This window comes from Exiguobacterium sp. s80, from assembly GCF_018618725.1.
In the GTDB taxonomy this organism is placed as follows: Bacteria; Bacillota; Bacilli; order Exiguobacteriales; family Exiguobacteriaceae; genus Exiguobacterium_A; species Exiguobacterium_A oxidotolerans.
The window spans coordinates 18,896-41,962 of record NZ_JACSMP010000012.1 but is presented as its reverse complement, the minus strand read 5'-3'; the positions used below and the strand labels follow the sequence as shown (position 1 = coordinate 41,962).

General features: G+C 48.4%; 21 protein-coding genes, 2 tRNA genes and 1 rRNA gene. All 24 read right to left on the bottom strand.

All coding sequences use genetic code 11. The features are described 5' to 3' along the window. Positions 1–59: ribosomal RNA gene (locus KNP94_RS15005) — 16S ribosomal RNA — on the bottom strand; the annotation flags it as partial. Positions 60–458: 399 nt separating this feature from the next. After that, entirely contained in the window at positions 459–1,940 is a 1,482-nt protein-coding gene (gene lysS, locus KNP94_RS15000) for a lysine--tRNA ligase (RefSeq protein ID WP_157898521.1), read from the bottom strand. A gap of 170 nt (positions 1,941–2,110) precedes the next feature. Then, complete coding sequence (dusB, locus tag KNP94_RS14995; protein WP_088835990.1) at positions 2,111–3,106, bottom strand: tRNA dihydrouridine synthase DusB; 996 nt, start codon at positions 3,104–3,106, stop codon at positions 2,111–2,113. 31 nt (positions 3,107–3,137) lie between these two features. Continuing rightward, the gene (gene folK / locus KNP94_RS14990) at positions 3,138–3,635 is read right to left on the bottom strand and encodes a 2-amino-4-hydroxy-6-hydroxymethyldihydropteridine diphosphokinase (protein ID WP_215115911.1); all 498 of its coding nucleotides are present in this window, start codon (positions 3,633–3,635) and stop codon (positions 3,138–3,140) included. Then, positions 3,632–4,003 carry a dihydroneopterin aldolase gene (folB, locus tag KNP94_RS14985; protein WP_088835988.1) on the bottom strand — a complete coding sequence of 124 codons (372 nt, stop codon included), beginning with the start codon at positions 4,001–4,003 and terminating at the stop codon, positions 3,632–3,634. The genes folK and folB overlap by 4 nt, the downstream gene beginning before the upstream one ends. A 2-nt stretch (positions 4,004–4,005) precedes the next feature. Then, positions 4,006–4,797 carry a dihydropteroate synthase gene (gene folP / locus KNP94_RS14980; RefSeq protein ID WP_159172872.1) on the bottom strand — a complete coding sequence of 264 codons (792 nt, stop codon included), beginning with the start codon at positions 4,795–4,797 and terminating at the stop codon, positions 4,006–4,008. Continuing rightward, the gene (pabC, locus tag KNP94_RS14975) at positions 4,794–5,633 is read right to left on the bottom strand and encodes an aminodeoxychorismate lyase (protein ID WP_088835986.1); all 840 of its coding nucleotides are present in this window, start codon (positions 5,631–5,633) and stop codon (positions 4,794–4,796) included. Before pabC ends, folP begins: the two co-directional genes overlap by 4 nt. Next, complete coding sequence (locus KNP94_RS14970; RefSeq protein ID WP_214771754.1) at positions 5,617–6,198, bottom strand: anthranilate synthase component II; 582 nt, start codon at positions 6,196–6,198, stop codon at positions 5,617–5,619. Before KNP94_RS14970 ends, pabC begins: the two co-directional genes overlap by 17 nt. Continuing rightward, complete coding sequence (locus tag KNP94_RS14965; RefSeq protein WP_088835984.1) at positions 6,195–7,583, bottom strand: anthranilate synthase component I family protein; 1,389 nt, start codon at positions 7,581–7,583, stop codon at positions 6,195–6,197. Before KNP94_RS14965 ends, KNP94_RS14970 begins: the two co-directional genes overlap by 4 nt. A gap of 92 nt (positions 7,584–7,675) precedes the next feature. After that, positions 7,676–8,620, bottom strand: a complete 945-nt coding sequence (cysK, locus tag KNP94_RS14960; protein WP_215115910.1) for a cysteine synthase A — start codon at positions 8,618–8,620, stop codon at positions 7,676–7,678. A gap of 80 nt (positions 8,621–8,700) precedes the next feature. Further along, positions 8,701–9,012: a SurA N-terminal domain-containing protein gene (locus KNP94_RS14955; protein WP_214803562.1), complete on the bottom strand. Its 312-nt coding sequence runs from the start codon at positions 9,010–9,012 to the stop codon at positions 8,701–8,703. A 12-nt stretch (positions 9,013–9,024) separates the two neighbouring features. Beyond that, positions 9,025–9,951: an Hsp33 family molecular chaperone HslO gene (gene hslO / locus KNP94_RS14950; protein WP_029332221.1), complete on the bottom strand. Its 927-nt coding sequence runs from the start codon at positions 9,949–9,951 to the stop codon at positions 9,025–9,027. 11 nt (positions 9,952–9,962) lie between these two features. Continuing rightward, the gene (locus KNP94_RS14945) at positions 9,963–10,724 is read right to left on the bottom strand and encodes a type III pantothenate kinase (protein WP_088835982.1); all 762 of its coding nucleotides are present in this window, start codon (positions 10,722–10,724) and stop codon (positions 9,963–9,965) included. Positions 10,725–10,885: 161 nt separating this feature from the next. Further along, positions 10,886–12,892, bottom strand: coding sequence for an ATP-dependent zinc metalloprotease FtsH (gene ftsH, locus KNP94_RS14940; RefSeq protein ID WP_088835981.1), 2,007 nt, complete (start codon positions 12,890–12,892; stop codon positions 10,886–10,888). Between the two features lie 120 nt (positions 12,893–13,012). Next, on the bottom strand, positions 13,013–13,558 hold the full coding sequence (gene hpt, locus KNP94_RS14935) for a hypoxanthine phosphoribosyltransferase (protein WP_012368964.1): 546 nt from the start codon (positions 13,556–13,558) through the stop codon (positions 13,013–13,015). Positions 13,559–13,591: 33 nt separating this feature from the next. Further along, positions 13,592–14,836: a tRNA lysidine(34) synthetase TilS gene (gene tilS, locus KNP94_RS14930; RefSeq protein WP_215115909.1), complete on the bottom strand. Its 1,245-nt coding sequence runs from the start codon at positions 14,834–14,836 to the stop codon at positions 13,592–13,594. 76 nt (positions 14,837–14,912) lie between these two features. Then, a tRNA-Glu gene (locus KNP94_RS14925) sits at positions 14,913–14,984 on the bottom strand. A 9-nt stretch (positions 14,985–14,993) separates the two neighbouring features. Next, positions 14,994–15,070, bottom strand: a tRNA-Met gene (locus KNP94_RS14920). 153 nt (positions 15,071–15,223) lie between these two features. Then, positions 15,224–15,748 (bottom strand): S1 domain-containing RNA-binding protein, encoded by a 525-nt coding sequence (locus tag KNP94_RS14915; protein WP_088835979.1) that lies wholly within the window; start codon positions 15,746–15,748, stop codon positions 15,224–15,226. Positions 15,749–15,831: 83 nt separating this feature from the next. Beyond that, on the bottom strand, positions 15,832–16,212 hold the full coding sequence (locus KNP94_RS14910) for an FtsB family cell division protein (protein WP_215115908.1): 381 nt from the start codon (positions 16,210–16,212) through the stop codon (positions 15,832–15,834). 65 nt (positions 16,213–16,277) lie between these two features. Beyond that, positions 16,278–16,550, bottom strand: a complete 273-nt coding sequence (locus tag KNP94_RS14905) for an RNA-binding S4 domain-containing protein (protein WP_214767903.1) — start codon at positions 16,548–16,550, stop codon at positions 16,278–16,280. Then, complete coding sequence (yabN, locus tag KNP94_RS14900; RefSeq protein ID WP_214803555.1) at positions 16,547–17,977, bottom strand: bifunctional methyltransferase/pyrophosphohydrolase YabN; 1,431 nt, start codon at positions 17,975–17,977, stop codon at positions 16,547–16,549. Before yabN ends, KNP94_RS14905 begins: the two co-directional genes overlap by 4 nt. Next, positions 17,974–19,524, bottom strand: a complete 1,551-nt coding sequence (locus KNP94_RS14895; RefSeq protein ID WP_088835975.1) for a polysaccharide biosynthesis protein — start codon at positions 19,522–19,524, stop codon at positions 17,974–17,976. Before KNP94_RS14895 ends, yabN begins: the two co-directional genes overlap by 4 nt. Further along, positions 19,521–23,039, bottom strand: coding sequence for a transcription-repair coupling factor (mfd, locus tag KNP94_RS14890; RefSeq protein WP_088835974.1), 3,519 nt, complete (start codon positions 23,037–23,039; stop codon positions 19,521–19,523). Before mfd ends, KNP94_RS14895 begins: the two co-directional genes overlap by 4 nt. Positions 23,040–23,067: the final 28 nt, after the last annotated feature.

Genomic DNA, 23,067 nt, shown 5'->3' with positions numbered 1-23,067 from the left:
TGCATGTATTAGGCACGCCGCCAGCGTTCGTCCTGAGCCAGGATCAAACTCTCCATAAAGTGTTTGACTTGCTCGTTTTTGTGACCAAAGTCACGTTGACGAAGCTTGCGCTTCATTCATTGTTTGTATCCGAAGATACGTTTTTTGCCTCATCGTTCAGTTTTCAAAGTTCGTCGTGTCGTTTTCAGCGACTTTAATATCTTACCAAGTTATCAACACAATTGTCAACAACTTTTTTTGATATTTTTTTCGGTGTGTCACAACCATTTGCGGCACAAGAAATAATATACCACGGCTTTTTCGATTGTACAAGCATTTTATTAGAAAAACATTTAAAAAGATTATTTACCCGTTTTATTGCTGATTGATTCCAATCCATCATGTCTTTTCGAGCCTTCATTTTTCATAATAAAGCTCCCTCTCTACTATATATAGAAGAAAGGGAGCAAACGTGTTTGTTAGTTTTGTTGGTGGCGCATCGTTGGGAATAAGAGAACGTCCCGAATCGATGGTGCATTTGTTAGCAACATGACAAGGCGATCGATTCCGATTCCAAGTCCACCCGTTGGCGGCATTCCGTATTCCAATGCTTCGATGAAATCATTATCCATCTCGTGTGCTTCGTCGTTCCCAGCTTCCTTTTCAACAAGCTGTGCTTCGAAACGTTCACGTTGGTCGATTGGATCGTTTAACTCCGTGAAGGCATTCGCATGTTCACGACGCACGATGAATAATTCGAAACGATCCGTAAAGCGTGGATCTTCTGGGTTTTTCTTCGCGAGTGGTGAAATTTCAACTGGGTGACCATAAACGAAAGTCGGTTGAACGAGTGTCTCCTCGATTTTTTGTTCGAAGAATTCATTTAAGATATGCCCCGTCGACATATGTGACTGAACTTCGATTCCGTGTTCATGGGCAAGTTCGTGGGCCCGCTCTTTCGAAATATCATCAAAGAAATTGATTCCTGTCGCTTCTTTAACGAGATCTGCCATATGGGCACGTTTCCAACCAACCGTTAAATCGATGACGTCTTCGCCATACGTAACTTTTGTTGTCCCAAGTACTTCTTGAGCGACGTGAGCAATCAGGTTTTCTGTTAAATCCATGATATCTTCATAGTCCGCATATGCCTCATACAACTCAATCATCGTGAACTCTGGGTTATGGCGTGTTGAAATTCCTTCATTTCGGAAGACACGACCAATTTCATATACTTTTTCAAGTCCACCGACGATAAGACGTTTTAGGTGCAACTCAATCGCGATTCGCATGTAAAGCGTCATATCAAGAGCATTGTGGTGCGTGATGAACGGACGGGCAGATGCTCCACCTGCGATTGTGTGTAACATCGGTGTTTCGACTTCCAAGTAGCCGAGACTATCGAGATATTGACGGATGCCTCGAATTACTTTGCTTCGGGCGATGAATGTCTCCCGTGATTCCGTATTTGTAATGAGATCGAGGTAACGTTGACGGTACCGTTGTTCCACATCTTTTAATCCATGATATTTATCTGGAAGCGGACGAAGTGCTTTCGTCAACAATGTAAACGACGTGACATGGACTGATAACTCGCCGACGTTCGTTTTAAAGACATAACCACTGATTCCGATGATATCACCTAAATCACATGTCTTGTAAATTTCATACGCTGCTTCTCCGACATCGTCTTTCCGGACATATAACTGAATTTGACCTGTCACATCCTGAACGTTCGTAAATCCAACTTTCCCTTTACGGCGTGTCGTCATGACACGTCCCGCAATCGTTACTTCCGGTTTTAATTCAGCTAATTCCTCTTTTTCGTTCTCGCCGTAAGCTGAACGAATGCTTGCTGTATCCGTTGACCGTTCAAAACGAGCACCGAACGGGTCGAGTCCTTGCTCACGCATCGCGTTCATCTTACCGAGACGCACCTGCATTTGATCATTCATTTCCATGTCCTGACTCACTGTATTCACTCCTTCTAAAAATTGTTCACGACGGTCTTCATCATTCTGCATCAAAAAGCTGCCGGCATGACCGACAGCACCTTGAAAAAAACCGATTCGCTCATCTTTAATGCAATTAGCGTACCATAAAACGGGTAATGCCGACTATACTTTACCTGTCACGCATGTACTACGGTTGTTTCCAAGGTTTCGACATACTGACGTAACAACTCTTGAAGACCGGCATGGGTATCAATATCGAATAAGGCTTTTCGGACTTGCCCGTTCCCACTTAATCCTTTGAGATACCACGCGACGTGGGTACGCATTTCACGAACGGCTAGTTTCTCACCTTTCAGTGCAACGAGTCGTGCCGCATGCAACAAGCAAATATCAATCTTTTCACGTGGTGTCGGCTCGGCTGGTAACGTCCCGGATTCGAGATACTGGATGGTCTGATAGAGCATCCATGGATTGCCGAGCGCCGCCCGACCAATCATCACACCATCTACACCGATTTCATCAATCATCCGTTGCGCGTCTTGCGGCGTTTGCACATCACCGTTTCCGATGATCGGAATCTGCACTGCCCGTTTTGCTTCCCCGATGATGTTCCAGTCCGCAACGCCCTCATACTTTTGCGAACGGGTCCGCCCGTGAATAGCAACCGCCTTTGCTCCACCCGCTTCCGCTGCCCGGACATTATCGACACAATAAATATGATGGCTGTCCCAGCCTGTCCGCATCTTCACCGTGACGGGCTTCTCGACCGCTTGCGATACAGCATGAACCATTTCATATACTTTATCGGGATCAAGCAACCATTTTGCACCGGCATCACATTTCGTGACTTTTGGAACCGGGCATCCCATGTTGATGTCAATGATATCCGCATTCGTGTTGGCATCGACATACTGTGCCGCCTTTACGAGTGTCTCCTTCGATCCGCCGTAAATCTGCAGACTGAGCGGCTTTTCGCGTTCGTCGACATACAGCATCTCTAACGTCCGTTCATTTTCATACAAAATCCCTTTATCGCTGACCATTTCCGCACAGACGAGACCTGCCCCGAATTCTTTTGCAATCAAACGAAACGCAGGATTGCAGACGCCCGCCATCGGTGCGAGGATGACACGATTGTTCAGTTCGACGTCACCAATCTTAAAACCTGACATGTAGCGCTCTTCCTCTCTTCTTCAATACCCTCTATTCCTTCACGATTCGTCTGACGCCCGCTCGTTCCGTTTCCGGTAGTTGCGCGTAGAGTTCCTCGACCGTCCTCTTTAAATCCGGTACCTCATATTGCGGATTCAATTCCTGCAACGGCGCGAGGACAAATGCCCGCTCTTGCATCCGTGGATGCGGCACCGTTAATCCTTCTGAATGTATATCATCTGTATTATAAAGGATGATGTCAAGGTCTAACGTTCTCGGTCCATTCTTGAACAATCGCTTCCGTCCTTCTTGGCGTTCGATGCCCTGCAAGTGCTCGAGCAACACCTCCGCGGACCAACTCGTCTCAAGTTCGACGACCATGTTGTAGAATAAATCTTGATCGAGGTAACCGACAGGAACGGTCTCATAAATCGAGGACGGGCGAATCGCTTGAATCTCCGGGTACGCCGTCATCGCTTCAATTGCAGCATGTAAGTGCCCGGCCTTATCCCCGATGTTCGACCCAAGGGCGATGTAAGCACGGTTCATGCATAATCCCCCCGAACCCGATTGATTTCTACCGCGACATGCTCATAGTGCCCTGCGATCGGTGGATCAGGTTTGATGACTTTGACGGTCGCTTCCAAAATTCGTGGATCGAGCAAAAAGACGTGTCGGACGATTCGGTCCGCGAGCGCCTCGACCAACTGAACGGCCTCCCCTTCGACGACATGTTTCGTCGCTTCATAGAGTTCCGCATAATTGACACTTTCCCGTAAATCGTCCGTCTCGCCGGCGCGTGATAAATCAAGTCCGATGGATAAATCCACATTAAAGCGCTGTCCTAACTTCGTTTCTTCTGCGAACACTCCATGATAACCATAAAAACGCATCCCTGAAACGTGTATGCGATCCATCTTCATTCCCCCTTCGGTAATTCTGCTGCAAGCATCGCGTCCATCATCAGAGCGGCCCGCTTGATTTCTTTCACGTCATGGACACGCATCCACTCGCAACCTTGTTGGATGCCGTAACAGACGGTCGCAATCGTCCCTTCCACCCGTTCCGCCGCCGGGAGTCCGAGCGTCAATCCGATGAGTGACTTTCTCGACGTCCCGAGCAGGACGGGGTATCCAAAATCTGTCGCGATCGCGAGGTGACGCATCAAAAATAAATTCTCTTCATACGTTTTCATGAAACCAATCCCTGGATCGAGCCAAATCCGATTTTCCGAGACACCCGCCTGTTTCGCTAATCGGATTGATTCTTCAAGGTCGGCGCGGACTTCAGCTAAGACGTCTGTTCCGTGTGGTTCCGTCCGATTATGCATCAGGATGATTGGGACTTCGTGCCGGGCGGCGACCGTTACCATTGAACGATCCCCCCATTTCGAACCCCAGACGTCATTGATGAGATCTGCACCGGCACGGACAGCGGCTTCAGCGACTTCCGGTTTATACGTATCAATCGAAATCAAAACATCGAGCTCACGCTTCAAGCGACGAATCACTGGAACAACGCGGTCGATTTCATCTGCTGCTGAAACAAATGCCGCACCCGGTCGCGTCGATTCTCCACCAACATCGATTGCATCTGCCCCGTCCGCAACAAGTTGCCTAGCATGACGAACAGCGAGTTCGACATCAACGTATTGTCCACCATCTGAAAACGAATCCGGCGTCACATTTAAAATTCCCATGATTTTTGTCAACGTTTTTCCCTCCTCGACCACCGCGTCTCGACGGCCTCATCGAATAGCTGACGCACACGTTGATAGCCGCTTCCCGATTGCCCCGGGAACGTTCGTCCGTCAAGTGATGAAACGGCGACTGCTTCTTGAACGGAATTCGTGTAGAGAATTTCGTCTGCCTCCATCAACTGTGGCAATAAAGCAAGGCGTTCTTCGACCATAAGTTGCTCCATCAAGAACTGGCGGGTGATCCCATTCAAGGCACCCGTCTCAAGCGACGGTGTATACCACTTCTCCCCATAACGCCAAAAAATGTTCGAAGTGATGCCTTCACAAATGAATCCTTCCTTCGTCAAGAAGAGCCCTTCCGCTTCCGGATTAAACAGTTGGCGTTTCGCAACTAGATTGTTCATGTAGTGATGCGACTTTAAGCGATACGCCGTTTCCGGTGTACTGCGTGGCAACCGGACCGTTTCAAGCGCCCGCTCCGTCGCTTGTCGCGCACCAATCGGTCTCGCATAAATCACGACCGTCGGCGTGTCATACCGCTCAACGGAGAGTCCGATATCACGGGGACCAGCCGAGACATTTAAGCGGATGTATAAATCAGTCGTCGCATGGGCACGGTATAAGGTCTCAATCGCAACTAACAGTTCATCCCGCGTATAGGGGATGACGATTCCAATCGCGGCACAACTCATCTGTAGCCGTTTAATATGATCATCAAATAAAAATGGATGTCCTGCATACGTACGAAATGTCTCAAAAATCCCCATTCCATATAAATAACCATGGTCAAATGGTGAAATCCGAACGTCTTCTTCTTTTACTACCTGTCCATCATGCCAAAGATACATATCGATTCAACTCCAAAAAGTTTTTTAACATCCGTTTCCCGTCTCGGGTCAAGATTGCTTCCGGATGAAACTGGACACCGACGATCGGTAACTCGCGATGTCGCAGGGCCATGATTTCTCCCCCTGCTTCCGCTGTCACTTCCAGGGCATCCGGAAAGGTCTCCCGCTCGACGACAAGCGAATGGTACCGTGTCACTGGTGTATCTTGAGCGATGCCTTCAAACATCCCGGTCGCGTCGTGAGACAATAACGAAACTTTTCCGTGCATTAAGTCTTGTGCCCGGACGACTTGTCCGCCGAAGACTTGTCCGATTGCTTGATGACCGAGGCAGACACCAAGGATAGGCAACTTGCCTGCGAAGTATTCGATCGCAGCAAGGCTGATGCCCGCCTCGTTCGGAGTACAAGGTCCTGGCGAAATCACTAGGTGATCGGGTTTGAGTTGTTCAATCTCCTCGAGTGTAATCGCATCATTCCGAAACACCTGGATCTCTTGCCCGAGCTCCCCAAAGTATTGGACTAAGTTGTACGTAAATGAGTCATAGTTATCAATCAATACAATCATGTCGTTCCCTCCGCCATTTCTTTTGCGACCCAAAGTGCCTTTGCCTTACTGAGTGATTCTTCATATTCGCTCACTGAACTAGAATCGGTGACGATTCCTGCTCCCGCCTGAATATAAGCGACGCCATCTTTGGCGACGAGCGTCCGAATCAAGATGTTGAAGATCGCATCGTCCGCCCAACTGATAAATCCGAGTGACCCTGTATAAATACCACGCCGGACCGGTTCTAACTCCTCGATGATCTCCATCGTCCGGATTTTTGGTGCACCGGTGATCGTCCCACCGGGGAACATCGCTGCGAGAACATCGCTCGCACCTTGGTGTTCCGCTACTTTCCCACGGACATTCGAGACGATATGTTGGACATGAGAATATTTTTCGATCACCATCAATTCATCGACATGAACGGACCCATACCGGCTGACCCGTCCTAAATCGTTGCGTTCTAAATCAACGAGCATGACGTGTTCCGCCCGCTCTTTTTCATTATCGAGCAGCGTCTTCGCAAGCGCTAAGTCTTCCGCTTCATCCTTCCCGCGCGGACGTGTCCCAGCAATCGGACGCGTCGCGAGATCGTCTCCAATTTTTTCGACGAGCAACTCGGGTGACGCTGAGACGAGCGTCAACTCTTCATCGACGAAGTAGCCCATGTACGGCGACGGGTTCACCTGCCGCAACACGTCATAGACATGAGCCGGCGATGTTAAGAGACGTTCATGTTGACGAACCGCAAGATTGACTTGAAAGACGTCACCCGCTTCAATATAACGTTTGACGCGGTCTGCCGCCTCGACAAAGTCGGCTTGTTCGAACGACCGCCCCCGCTCTAACCGTTCATTCAAAACCGGGCGAAAGACTGGCGCAGGACTCTCCACTTTCCAAGCAAGTACTTCAGTTTCAAGTGCTGCTTCCGCTGCCTCGACCGTATCACGCGTCACGGCAACGAATAACTGACCTGCCTGTTCGTCATACACGGCGACTTCATCGTACCAATACAACGAAATATCTGCTGTTTCTAAATCGTCCTCCGCTTCGTCCGGTAATCGCTCTAAATACCGGACAGCGTCATAACTGACGTAGCCTGCCAGTCCACCGAAAAATGCAGGCATCCCGTCCGGACGAGCCGATGCATGACGTGCGCGTACTTCTTCAATTAATGAAAACGGAGAATCTGTTCGTTCTTCGACACCATCACGTGTTGTAATCGTCGTTTGTCCGGATTTCGTGCGTAACTGCCCGACCGGGTGCACACCAGCCATCGTATAGGAACCGATACGACCACTTTCGAGCCAGATATGACCGGTTTGTTCTTTTGTCCGCTCCACATAACGGTTATAAAATTGTTCCTTCGTCCATGTAAATGCTACATATCTCGTCTGTCGCACTTGCGTCCCCCACCTCTGTACGTATTCTGTCCTCATTATACGCAAAAAAAAGGCACGCGGGAGTCGAATGACTTCCGTGTGCCTGAAAAAAATTATAGTTTCGAACCTTCTTCTTCCTCGACTTGATAGAGTGGCGTACTGAGGTAACGTTCTCCATTCGAAGGAATGATCGCTAACACATTTTTGCCTTTTCCAAGACGTTTGGCCGTTTTAAGAGCTGCAGCGATTGCAGCACCTGAAGAAATCCCACCGAGAACTCCGTTTGATTTCGCGGCACGGCGCGCATGATCAAATGCTTCTTCCGTCGTGATTTGTTCGACACCGTCATAGATGTGTGTATCGAGAATCGAGGGTACGAATCCAGCACCAATTCCTTGGAGCTTGTGCGGACCCGGTTTACCACCCGAAAGAACAGGTGAATCCGTTGGTTCGACAGCGATGATTTCGATTCCCGGGAAGGCGTCGCGTAATACTTTACCAGCACCCGTGATCGTCCCACCTGTTCCGATTCCGGCGATGAAGGCATCCAGTGATAGTCCTTCGAACGCTTCAACGATTTCAGGTCCTGTCGTCTGTTCGTGGACGACGGGGTTCGCTCCGTTGTTGAATTGTTGCGGCATGAAATGACCATGTTCCTCTGCTTCCGCCGTCGCTCGCGCGATTGCACCCTTCATTCCTTCCGGACCAGGTGTTAAAATCAACTCCGCGCCGTACGCACGAAGAAGAGTTCGACGTTCCATGCTCATTGTTTCTGGCATGACGAGAATGGCCCGGTATCCTTTCGCTGCTGCGACCATCGCTAGACCAATCCCGGTGTTGCCACTCGTTGGTTCGATGATCGTATCGCCCGCTTTCAGTTTCCCAGCATCCTCTGCCACTTCAATCATCGACAGCGCAATCCGGTCTTTGACACTTGACCCGGGATTCATGTACTCCAGTTTCAAGTAGACATCTGCATCCTCTGGTCCTGTCAGATGGTTCAATTTGACGATCGGCGTGCGGCCGACTAAATCTAGTACTGAATTTGCAATACGCATGACCATTCCTCCTCATAATGAAAAACCTTTAATTCCAAGTAATCCGATAAATCAATTATCAATGGACTGGATGAAATCTGTCAATCAAAGCGCTCCACGGTAGGTTTCGTTCCATTTTTGGATTGACGTTCTATCGCTTCTTGAATCAAACGATCGAGTGTATCTTGTTCGTGTTCTTTACGCATTACTTGATAGACATCCGCTCGTGTGATGTCTTCGTCTCCGACTGTCGCGACGACGTCTTCAAGCGGTCCACCGATACTTTCTTGGACGATCTTCGGAGAATCGACTTTCGGTAGTTCTCCCATGAAGGCATATGCTCCCGTTAAAAAGTTCGTCAACAGTAAGATGAAAATCAACATCCACAAGTACTTAGAGTTTACATTTCCCATTTTCAGACCCTCTTATGCTCGTTCGAGCGATTTTTCACGAAGTGATTGTAATTCTTCGACGCCATACTGATAGTGTTCTGAACAGAAATGACAAACTGCCTCTGCTCCACCATCTTCATCAATCATCGATTGAATCTCGTCAGGTCCGAGCGCCACGATGGCTGTCGCGAGCTTTTCGCGATCACATGTGCAACCAAACGTAACCGGCACTGTATCGAGGACTTCGTATGATTCACCGAGGACGAGTTCAAGCATTTCTTCCGGTGTTTTTTCTTCTCCGACAAGAATCGAGATTGGTTTTAATGCGGCCACTCGTGCTTCGAGTGCGGCAATCGTTTCTTCCGATGCGCCTGGCATCAATTGCACGATTAACCCACCTGCTGCGATGACCGACTCATCTTCCGGATAAACGAGCACACCTGCACCGACGACAGATGGACTTTGTTCTGAGACTGCGAAGTAATACGTAAAGTCTTCACTGATTTCACCGGTTTGGATCGGTGATTGCCCTCCGACGAAGTCACGAAGACCTAAGTCTTTGATAACGGAAATATTTCCGCGACCGACTGCATCGCCGACTTTTAATTTCGTCAGACCGTCTGCATTGACGTACGTATCCATTTCGACACGTGGATGGCTGACGTATCCACGGACCGTTCCTTTTGCATCGGCATCGACGATGATTTTTCCGATCGGACCGTCCCCTTCAACTTTCAGGGTCACACGTGTGTCGCCTTTTTGCATCGTTCCCATCATCGCACCGATTGTCAGCGTCCGGCCAAGCGCCGCCGTGACGACCGGAGTCGTTTGGTGCCGGAGCTGTGCTTCATACACCGACTTTGTCGAACGGATTGCAAATGCACGGACTTCGCCGTTAAAACCGAGCGCCCGTACTAAATAATCATCTTTTAGTTGTGCTAATAATTCTTCACGTTTCATTATTTATTCCCTCACTTATTTCGTTCGTAGATAATACGCAACCCGTCAAGCGTCAAAAATGGATCGACGATTTCAATCGTTGCGGATTCCTCGCTGATTAATCGGGCAAGCCCACCAGTCGCGATGACTTTTGCTTCACCCATTTCTTCTTTCATCCGGTGGACAAGACCGTCCACTTGCGCGACATATCCAAAATACGTCCCTGACTGCATCGCATGAATCGTATTCCGCCCAATCGCGGATTGTGGTTTCGCAATCTCAATGCGCGGCAGTTTTGCTGCTTTGTTATAGAGTGCCTCAGTCGACACCATGACACCCGGTGAAATGATTCCACCGTAATAGCGTTTTTGTGAATCGATATAACAATAGGTCGTTGCTGTCCCAAAGTCGACGATGATCAATGGACCATCATATTTGACCGTCGCGGCGACCGCATTGACGATTCGATCCGCCCCGACTTCCCTTGGGTTATCGACTTTTAAGTCGAGCCCGGTTTTAATACCTGGTCCAATCACGAACGGGCGTCGATTGAAATAACGGACGCACATATTCTCCAGTGGAAACACGACGGGGGGTACGACAGATGATAACACGATTCCCTCGATTTCTTCCACGTTTAACTCTGCATCCCGGAACAAGGCTTTGACGAGCATCCCGTACTCATCGGTCGTCCGTGTCCGATCGGTTGCGATCCGCCAGTGCTCGACCAATGTCTCGCCAGCATAGACACCCAGTACGATATTCGTATTTCCAACATCAATTACTAAGATCATTTGACTGATTCCCCACTTTTCTATACGATACCTGCAATATACGTTGTGATTATACCATGTCGTCTAAGCTTCACCTACCGAAGTGCGCAAGCATCACGGCATATAAAAACAGGACCAGCACCCGCATAGCGGGTACTGATCCTGTCTCGTTGTGTCAGCGATTAAATTTGATCATCACGGCGTGGTTGATCAGGCTTTTCTACATCCACATTTTGACCTTCGTCGATGACTGAACCACGTTGTGTCGGAGATTCTGTCGGTTCATCGATGACAGGAGTCGTCGATTCCGGTTTTTTCTCGTCTTCTGTTTGTTCAGCTACCACTTCTGGCTCGTTCTTTTTGTATTCACCTGTCTCAATGAGGTGGTGAATTTGTTTTTGATCCAGCGTTTCAACTTCAAGTAACGTTGTCGCAATCAAATCAAGCTGATCACGTTTTTCCGTTAAGATCGTTTTCGCTTTTTGGTAACAGCGGTTGATGATCGCTTGGATTTCTGTATCAATCTCATGCGCAATCGCGTCCGAATAGTTTTGTTCATTTTGGAAGTCACGTCCTAAGAAGACATTTCCGCCTTGACCTGAACCGAACTGAAGCGGTCCGAGTTTTTCACTCATCCCGAACTCCATCACCATCTTCCGGGCGAGTCCTGTCGCACGTTGGAAGTCGTTGCTTGCCCCAGTCGATACTTCACCAAAGACGATATCTTCCGCGACACGACCACCAAGCAATCCGGTAATTTTATCTTCAAGTTCTGGTTTTGTCATGAAGTAACGATCTTCTTTCGGAAGCATGACGACGTAACCGCCGGCATTCCCACGAGGAACGATTGTTACTTTATGCACTTCATCCGCATCATCAAGTGTGACACCGATGATCGTATGACCTGCTTCATGCCACGCAACGATTTTTTTCTCTTTCGGCGAAATGATCCGGCTCTTCTTCGCTGGTCCAGCGATAACGCGGTCAATCGCTTCTTCTAGATCGACAATGGAAATCTTATCCCGGTCGGTACGCGCTGCAACGAGTGCTGCTTCGTTCAACAGGTTTTCAAGATCAGCACCAGAGAATCCTGGTGTCCGCTGTGCGATTGCTTTTAAATCGACTGTTGAGTCGAGTGGTTTATTTCGTGCATGTACCTTAAGAACTGCTTCACGACCGACGACATCTGGACGCTCAACCGTAATTTGACGGTCAAAACGACCTGGACGAAGCAAGGCTGGGTCCAAGATATCAGCGCGGTTCGTTGCTGCGATCATGATGATGCCTTCATTTTCACTGAATCCGTCCATCTCAACGAGAAGTTGGTTCAATGTTTGTTCACGCTCATCATGTCCGCCACCGAGACCTGCGCCACGTTGACGACCGACTGCATCGATTTCATCGATGAAGATGATACACGGTGCATTTTTCTTTGCATTTTCGAAGAGATCACGTACACGTGACGCCCCGACACCAACGAACATCTCAACGAAGTCAGAACCTGAAATCGAGAAGAATGGAACGCCAGCCTCACCCGCTGCTGCACGTGCAAGTAACGTTTTACCTGTACCTGGAGGACCGACAAGAAGGACCCCTTTAGGGATACGTGCACCGAGACGTGCAAATTTACGTGGGTCTTTCAAGAATTCGACAACTTCGACGAGTTCTTGCTTCTCTTCGTCTGCACCAGCGACATCTTCAAACGTAATTTTCTTTTTCTCCGTATCATAGAGGCGCGCTTTTGATTTACCGAAGTTCATCACGCGGCCACCGCCGCCGCCACCTTGTGCTTGATTAATTAAGAAGAAGAAGAGAATGAATATGATGATGAACGGGACGATCGTCGTCAGTAACGCGATCCAACCGCCATTCGTCTCTGCTGCTTTAAAGTCCATATTGACACCTTGACTGCGCAATTGTGTATAAAGATCCGTTAACTCCGTATCAACAGCTGGAACAACCGTTTCATACGTCGAATCCTTTTCACGTAAATCACCAGTCACATTATACGTCTGTCCTTCGTACTGGAAGGTAGCCGTCTTAATTTCACCTTTTTCAACCGACTCGACAAACTGTGTGTAATTGATTTCTTTGCTTTTGTTCACTGGACTCTGCAAGTATTGCAGAAACAAGATCAAAGCTAGAAAAATGACCCCAAACACGAGGGTATTCTTCACTGCTCGGTTCATCTTATGCCTCCTCTCCGCACCAACTGACATACCTTCATCAACTGATACGAATCCTGACGCGGCAAAGCGCGCTTTGTAATTGGTTTCATCTTATCATGTGACAGTCAAGATTAAAAATAATTAGCCACCGTAGACTGCCGGCTTCAACACACCAACATATGGCAGGTTACGATATTTCTCTTCATAGTCGAGACCGTAACCGACGACGAACTCGTGTGGAATCACAAATCCACTATAATCCGCGTGAAGATCATTTTTGCGACCTGACGGCTTATCGAGCAATGTCACGATTTTGACAGATTTTGCTTTACGGTACTTGAAGAGATCAACCAAGTATCCAAGCGTCAATCCACTGTCAATGATATCTTCGACAATCAGGATGTCACGTCCTTCTACAGATGTGTTCAAATCCTTTTCGATTTTAACTTCGCCTGTCGATGTCGTTCCACCGTGGTATGTCGAAACATCCATGAAATCCATCTCAAGGTGCATGTCCATCTTTTTGACGAGATCAGACATGAACGGCATTGCGCCTTTTAAGACACAGACGAGCAGTGGAAAACGATCACCATAATCTGCTGTCAGTTCACCCGCGAGTTCACCGACTTTATGTTGGATCTCTTCTTCCGAAATCAGTACTTTCTCCATATCATTCATTAAGGTCATGCTAGGTATTCCTCCTCCATTTTAAACACTACATTACCATTCTATCATTAAATAAGACCGTGCGAGGAGTTCAAATGACCCGAATTTTGCAATTCGATGTCCGACGACCGCTAAAACTTGACCCGTGGCGTCGACGACGACCGGAACTTCTGCCCGAAGATAACGTGGTACTTTCGCATCAATTAGAATCCGGCTTACTTTTTTCGTTCCGATTTCTAGCTGTATCCGGTCCCCTGGCAACTGACTTCGTACCGTCAGCGGGAAAGTAACTTCCGCTAACGGAATCCCTGCATCCCCGTATGAAAACGTCACATCTCGTTCACCATAACGGTATGTTCCCAAATCAGTCCCTACTTGAAACGATTCAAGTGCAGAATCTGTCGTATCTTTCTCGATACAGGTCAAGTATCCGTACGCGCGGCGAATCCTCCAGTTTCCATAATACACTTCGCTCGAGGGCATATCTACTCGGAGCCATGCTAAAAAGCGATCGAAATCCTCTGATGTCAACCGGACATCCGGTAAGAGCACTTGTAAAGCGAGTCGTCTCAAATCTGTCGGCAGCTGGTTGATCTCATCGATTACTATCCCATCCTCCGTCGTATGTCGCGCTACTAATGCTTCGACGTACGCTAAGTGCTCGTCCTGTATCGTTTGACGAAGCCGTGCGGCACGGACCGCCGCTTCTTCGAACCCCGGGCGCACTTGAGCGAGCCTTGGTAAAATATCGTGCCGGATTTGATTTCTTAAGTACTTCGTTTCCGCATTTGTCGCATCCTCACGCCACTCGATTTGTTGACGCGTCGCATAAGCCGTCAGTTCCTGTTTCGTCCAGTTCACCAGCGGACGATGCAACTGACCGGGACCGAACGGGCGATGAATCGGAATCCCGTCGATCGTCGCTTCACCCCGCAACAACTGAATCAATAACGTCTCGAGTTGATCGTCACGATGATGTGCTAAAACTAAGTGACTCCGGTTCGTCTCTTCCATTAAGTTTTCAAAAAACTGATACCGTTTCTCGCGACAACGGGCTTGACTCACCCGTTGTCCACCCCATTCTAAACGGATCGTCCGGAACGGGAGATTACGTTCAAAAGCCCAGTTTTCGACAAACGCGGCTTCTTCATCCGATACTGCACGAAGACCATGGTGGACATGGGCAATTAAAAGATCAAACTTCGCCTCGTGCAACAGATGCGCGAGCACCATCGAGTCGCAGCCTCCGGATACGCCGACGATGAGCGGTTCATTCGGAACAGGAGCAATCGTTTCCATGATGTACGCATCCCCTTTTCGAATCTACTATACTAAAAAAAGCCACCTCTATATAATAGAGATAGCTTTTAAAGAATGACCCGTACGGGAATCGAACCCGTGTTACCGCCGTGAAAGGGCGGTGTCTTAACCGCTTGACCAACGGGCCAAAAAAATATGGTAGCGGCGGAGGGAGTCGAACCCACGACCTCACGGGTATGAACCGTACGCTCTAGCCAGCTGAGCTACACCGCCATATTTTTAACTCGTGCGTCTTAAGCACATTTTCTATAATACGGTGGAGTCAAATGAAAGTCAACGCTTTTTATAAAAATAATTTCAAAAAAATAAAAGATGGAATGAACAGCGTCATTCCATCTCTATTCTTATAAAGAACAGGTCAGCAAGTTATTGACGTTTAGCACCGCGTCCGCCACGTTTTGAATCCGTTTGGCGTTTGAGTGTCGCAAGACGATCTTCACTGTCTTTGAGGAAACTCGTCATCAACGTATCGAACGTTTGCTCTTTACGTGGAGCAGGTGCTCCGCGACCACCTTTGTTGAATCCTCCACGATTTCCACCACCGCCGCCACTGCGCGGTCCTTTGTTATCAAACGGACGTGGTCCGCGATCTTGACCGGCCGGGCGTGGGCCACGGTCGAATTGACGTGCAGGACGAGGACGTTCGCCTTCAGGGCGGTCAACAGCCTTCTTGATTGAAAGACCGATTTTACCATCGTTTTCTACACTCAAGACTTTAACTGTGATTTCCTGTCCAACCGTCAAGACATCATTGATATCTTTAACGTAAGAATCTGCCACTTCGCTGATGTGAACGAGACCGGTTTTCCCAGTCGGTAATTCTACGAACGCTCCGAAATTAGTGATGCCTGTAACTTTCCCTTGCACTTTGCTGCCTACTTCAATCGACATAAATTGTATTGCTCCTTTTTAGTTGATTCATTTCTTATTATACGAGTGATTACATATTTTTTCAATCAATCGGCAACCATCGGTTAATCTTCAGGTGAGAAATAGAAAATTGTTTCGCCTTTTTTCGAGTACAACAACTCACTTCTCGCTAAGTTCGCAACATATTCTTTATCGTTCAGCCGTTCGATTTCCTCTTTCAGGCGTGCCGACTCTTTTTTCGATTTTGTTTGCTCTTGTTGAGCGACCTGGAACGATTGATTTTGTTCAGCAATCAATTGTTTCTTTTCGATGTATGACCACCCCATGAGAGAAAGGACGATGAGAAAGATTGACATACAAATCAAGAAACGTTTTTTTAAGCGCGATCGGTTCTCAATCGCATTTTGGCTTAATTGCTTTTTACGATCATTGAGCGGTTTAATCTTTGGTGGTGTTTGACGACCTGATTCTAACGGTGCCGGCATATCATCCCTCCTTATCCGAGTGGTCATCTCTGACACTCTTTAGTATACTTCCTTTTTCAGGTAAATTACATTGATTCTTCAGAATTCACTTTTTCTTCACGAATAATCTTATACATGTCCGTCGCTTCTTCTTTTTTCGCATGCTCTTTAATGCCGTCGATTTGAACGGTGACGATTTTGTTTCCGAATCGAATCGTCATCTCATCTCCGACTGCGACGTTACTGCTTGCTTTGGCGACTAAACCATTGATCGTGATACGGCCTTGATCGGCTACTTCTTTTGCGAGTGTCCGTCGTTTAATCAAACGGGATACCTTTAAAAATTTATCGAGTCTCATGACTGTTCCTCCTGCTTCGCTTGATTCCATAACTGATCTTGTTCGTCGAGCGACAACTCTTCAATTGGTCGCTTTGCGAGTTGTTCCACCCGCGTAAAACGGCGAATGAACTTATCGTTCGTCAGCTGCAACGCTTCTTCTCCCGATAATCCCATATATTTTCCGACAAGTGCTAACGAAAATAAGAGATCTCCGAATTCAGCAAGTTGCTCTTTTGGCGCTGCTTCTTGTAGTTCACGTATTTCTTCTTGTACCTTTTCAAGCGCACCACTGACTGTGTCCCACTCAAAGCCGACTTTTGCGACTTTTTTCTGAATCTGTTCAGCACGCATCAAGGCAGGTGCCCCTTTTGTGACACCGTCGAGCAGATATTTCCGCTCTGGTTTCTCCTGCGACTTGATCGTTTGCCAGTTCGCAACGACGTCTGCCGCCGAATCAACCGTCGTCTCTGCAAAGACGTGTGGATGACGACGAATCATCTTATCGCTGACACTGCCGATGACGTCCCGGATATCAAAGTACCCTTCATCGAGACCGATTTGTGCATGTAACATGACTTGAAGTAAGACATCCCCTAATTCCTCTATCATTAAGTTATCGTCCTGAAGGTCGATTGCTTCCAGTAATTCGTAAGATTCTTCGATTAAATGTTTTTTGAGCGATTCATGCGTCTGTTCTTGATCCCATGGACACCCTCCTTCACCACGTAAACGGGCGATGATGTCCTTGAGCGTCGCAAAATCCCGATTCAGCGCCTTTTCCTCCGTCACCGGCGGCACATAGACCGTCGTCAAATTACTGAGCATCGTCACACGATCCAGTTCATAGAGCGGAACTGTCATGACGTGTTGCTTGCTCGTCCCCGCTGCTGTGACGAGCGTCACCGGGTGTTCATCCGGATAACGTTCCATCAACATGACTTTCAAGTCACCTGCGACAAACGCATCGTACACTTGTCCGATCAGTACGTGTTGACGAATTTGCGCTTCATCAACACGGAAGGCCGTTGCGTCAAGCAATTGAAATCCTTCAATCGGATCTACCCCGACCGCTGCGAACATCGGATCAAGAAAACTTTGTCCACCGACGATGTCGATGTCAGTCGCACGCGCAAGTAGTTGTTGAACGGTACTTTCTGCTACAAGCGGGTGTCCCGGTACCGCATAGATGATTGGCGTTTGTGTCGCCTGATCAAGCAGTGTTTCGACGATGTCCGTATAGACCGCTTCAAAACGGTCGTGCCGCTCATAAATCGAATCAAACGATGTAAATTTCATTCCCTCTGTCGCCAGTTCTGAAACGACGGGATGATCTGCTGTCCGTAAATAAACAGGTTGTGTTGTTTCTTTCAATAACTTATAAACGCCAAACGGCAATTGCTCTAGTTCGCCAACACCTAAGCCGACGACTGTAATACGGTGTGTCATATGATTTTCCTCCGATGATGAATTCGATAAAGTTTGTCTCCGAACGGCAATAAAGACCACTCCCGCTCTGTCAGGACCCGCCTGCGCAGTGCAAATATACAAAAGATCAATGCACCACCGATGACGAGTAGACCCACTTCAAACATCGCTCCAATCCGCGTCTCGAAACCTGCCCATTGAAACAGACGTTCGACCACGTACAAAAACAACGCCATCGGGATGATTGCTTGGAGCAATCGGACGTAGAAAATTCGTCCTGCTGTTACACGTCCGAATTTCCGATTCAATAAGATGAGTTGTGCTGATGCCATCATTGCGAATCCGCCGAATGTCGCCATTCCCGCCCCGATCATACCATAACGGGGCAACAAGTAGATGTTTAATAACAGCTTGACGACCAGTCCGAGCACGACGCCTGCAAAGGCATATTTTTCAGCATCGACGGACTGGAGACAAGAGATGATAATCATCGAGAGCGATGCCGTAAAGGCCGTCGCAGCAAGCCAACTGAGCGCAATCGTCCCTTTATCATCTTGATAGAGCGCGATGTTGAGTGGACGCATGACACTAAACAATCCGACCGTCGCAGCTGCCGCGACCAATAGACCAGAACGAAGGAGTGTTTCAAGGTGCAACCGTGTCGCCGCGTCATTTTGTTTACGATACTCCGTCAGCAACGTCGGAACACTGGCCAGACTGATTGACGTCGCAAATAAAATTGCGAACTGCAACAATGGATAACCACGATCAAAAATCCCCTTCTCGATTTTCGTCTCCATCGTATCCCCGAGCAAGTTGACGAACGTCAATCCATCAATCAACTGCATCAACAGTAAAGCAAGCGACGCGATACTGACCGCCATCCCACTCGTCAATAAGACTTTCCCGACACGTTTTAAATGACGCTTCGAGACGACCGGGCGACCAATCCGCCCTTTCGCGAAGCGAAGGAGCAACAACAATGAAGCGACGCTGCCACCGAGCGCCGTCACGTGTGCCGCAGCACCGATTTGATAAGGATTCGCTCCGATCGAGACACCATAATACGTCACGAGTAACAATAGACAGACACGCACGGCATTTTCCGTAATTTGTGAAAAGGCGGTCGGTCGCATCTCAAGGTCTGCTTGAAACATTCCTCGTAACACGGCAATGACCGGCAATAAATAAAACGTCAACGTCACAGCACGTAACGGAAGGACGAGCTTCGGATCTCCGAACAGTAAAGCAAGTTCTGGTGCGATGATCCAGCCGAGCAGACCGAACACTAACGAAAGACTCGCAAGGACAAAGAAAATCGACCAGAGAACCTCTCGTTTTTCTTCCGGGTGATGCAACGTCAACTTTGCGACGATGACGGGTAGCGCATAAATCCCCAGTGCTGCCGCAATCGCGAATAATGGATAGACCGTCTGATAGACGTACAATCCAAAATCCCCTGCCATGTTTTGATACGGAATCCTATAAAAAAAGCTCAGCAGCTTTGAGACGTAACTCGAGATCGCCAGGAGCGCTGCCCCTTGCGCAATCGTTCGCCGTTGACTCATCGCATCGAGATCCGGCGGTCAAGTTCAGCGAGCAACCGCTCTGCTTGTTCCGTTGTTTGTTGAACGGTTTGTTTGCCACGGTTCAACGTCAAAACAAGTTTTCCTTCTTGTTGTCCCATGCCGAGTCCGCGACCAATCGGTACCGTCCACTTGACGAAATCCGCAACATCGAGCGTCTGAGTCGTTTGTTCGGATAAGACGATCTCGATTTTCGGGTCCGTTTGTTTGACCCGCTCAATCCGAGCCCGTTCAGCAAAAATCCGCATCCGCGTCAACTGAATCAATCGTGCGACTTCATTCGGGAATTCACCGAAGCGCTCCAGCATCTCTCCTTCGAGTGCATCAAGACTTTCTGTCGTATCAACATACTTCAAGCGTTTATAGAACTCAATTTTCAGTTCAGAATCCGACATATAATGACTCGGAATATACGCATCGAGACTGAACGTAAAGTCTGGTACGAATTTTTGGACACGTTGTTTCCCTTTCATCCGTTCCTTCCGTTCTTCGACGGCTTCCGATAACATTTGTGAATACAAATCGAACCCGACTGAATCGATAAAACCGGATTGTTGGGATCCGAGCAGATTCCCGGCACCGCGAATCGACAAGTCACGCATGGCAATCTTGAAGCCACTTCCAAGCTCCGTAAATTCCTTGATCGCCTGAAGACGACTCTCGGCGACTTCGGTCAACCGTTTTTGCGGACGGTACGTAAAGTAGGAATACGCGACACGACTTGAACGTCCGACACGACCACGCAGTTGGTAGAGCTGTGATAGACCCATTTGATCGGCATCATTGACGATCAATGTATTGACGTTCGGAATATCGATCCCCGTTTCAATGATTGTCGTACTGACAAGAACATCGGCATCCCCCTCGAAGAAGGCAATCAATTGACTTTCAAGTTCCGTCTCCGTCATCCGACCATGTGCCGTGACGACACGTGCTTCCGGAACGAGCGCCCGGATTTCCTCCGCCTTCCGTTCAATCCCTTCAACGCGATTGTAGAGGAAAAAGGCTTGCCCCCCTCGACCAAGTTCACGTTCAAGTGCTTCACGCATGATGATTCCGTCGTACTCCATCACGTACGTTTGGACAGGATAGCGGTTTTCAGGCGGTGTCTCGAGGACCGACAAATCACGAATCCCGATCATCGACATGTGTAAGGTCCGTGGAATCGGTGTCGCCGTCAACGTCAAAACATCGACATTCGTTTTGAGTTGTTTCAATCGTTCTTTATGTTTAACACCAAAGCGTTGCTCTTCATCGATGATCAACAGACCAATGTCAGCGAACTGAACATCTTTTGATAAGACACGGTGTGTTCCGACAACGACGTCGATCGTTCCTTCTTTCAAGCCTTTTTTTGTTGCTTTCAGTTCTGACGCCGATCGGAACCGACTCATGACTGAAACATTGATTGGCCATTCGCTGAATCGCTCGAGCATCGTTTCATAGTGTTGTTGGGCAAGAACAGTCGTCGGCACAAGGAGAGCGACTTGTTTTCCTGCCATAACTGCTTTAAATGCCGCCCGAATCGCGACTTCCGTTTTCCCGTATCCGACGTCTCCACATAACAGACGATCCATCGGACGCGGCCGTTCCATATCTTTCTTAATCTCTTCAATCGACCGGACTTGATCGACCGTTTCCTCGTACGGGAACGAGGCTTCGAATGCCTGCATGCTGTCATCATCTTCCGGGAAAGCAAATCCAACTGCCGCTTCTCGTGTCGCATACAATTTGATTAGTTCATCTGCGATGTCCTCAACTGATTTTTGGACTTTCGCTTTGACTTTCTTCCAGTCCGTTCCGCCGAGTTTATAGATTTTCGGTTCTTTTCCTTCTGCCCCGACGTATTTTTGAATCAAGTCGATTTGGTCAACCGGAACATACAAGGAGTCGTCACCGGCATAGACGAGGTGCAAGTAATCTTTATGGTTCCCTGCGACATCAATCGTTTTGATGCCGTGGTAACGACCAATTCCATGGTGGATATGGACGATATAATCACCCGTCTTCAACTCTTGGTAACTTTTGATCCGTTCCGCGTTCGTCAATTTCGTCGTCTGTTTCCGGCGACGGGTCGGTTGCTTAAAGACTTCTTCTTCCGTCACGACGACGAGTCGTGCATTCGTCATTTCGAAACCACCATGAATGCCACCGATTAAAATCGACGGATGTCCCCGACGCATATCTTCTTCTGCCGTATGCAAGGACGCTTCGACACCGTAGTCGGAAAGTGTCTGCCGCATCCGCTCCGCCCGCTCTTTGTTACTCGCAAGAAAGACCATCCACATGTCTGCCCGGGCATACCGATCGATTTCCTGTTTCAGACGTTCCATTTGGCCATGAAACGGAGCGATCGGTTTGATGTTGAAGTGAATCGCTGCACTTTCAGGGACGCCGCTTCTGCGTGTCGGAAGGAGCGACAAGTAGAGTAGCTGACGTTGTTCGAAGACTTTGAGCATCGGAACCGAGAGAATGTAATCACTAACGCTTTGCCCCCGTTCAATCAACGAAGCCATCCATTCCGCTTCTTCCGCATCCTGAACTTCCGCCGCTTCTTCGATCCGTGCGATTTCATCGACGATCAAGACGGCATCTGTGATATCAGCCAGTAATGTCTTCTGATACAGTAACGGCGCGTATTTCGCGAGTTGTTTCGGTCGCTCCCCACTTTCGAGCAATTCGACGTCATAGGCGATCCCTTCTTCAAGTGCTGCAAGGACTTCCGTACTTTGGACACGTTCTTTCGTCGCTTCATAGAGTGCACGCAACCGTTCACCCGCGGCACGGAGATTTTCCGTCGTCGCAAAGTGTTCAGCTGCCGGTGGAAGCAACGCTTCTGCGACCACACCGAGTGATCGTTGCGTTTCTGCATCGAATGTATAAATCGAGTCGACTTCTTCATCAAATAAATCCAATCGATAGGGACGGTCGACCGTCAACGGATAAATATCGATGATACTCCCGCGAACTGAAAATTCTCCCGGTGTTGTCACGGTCGCCGTTCGCTCATATCCGGCGTCGACTAATTCTTGAATGAAGTCCGGAATTGCCAAGATATCGCCCGGCTTAATCCGTTTCGTATGTGCTAAGAAATCACTTGCAGGTGGAGCATACCGTCTGAGACCGACGAGTGGGATGATTAAAATACCATCATCGGTCGTCAGGAGCCGGTGCCGCGTTTCAATCCGTGTCGCCCGTAATTCCGGGCTCGCCCCGTACGATAATTCAGCAGCTAATGTCTCGTCGACCGGGTAGAGCATCACTTCCTGTTCAGGCACCAGTTCAATCAAATCATCATACAGTTTTTGCGCTTGAAACATATTGTGGGTGACGATGACGAACCGTTTTTTTGTTTCTTGATAAATGCCTGCGACGAACAACGCTTTCCCGCTATTCATCAAGCCTGTGATGAGTTGGGCATCGACCCCTTGTCGAAAACGCTCACGGACCGTTTTTATTTCTGGTATTCCGAGCAACAGATTTTGTAGTTGTTTCATAGTTTCCCCTCCTAAGACGACAGCAAAA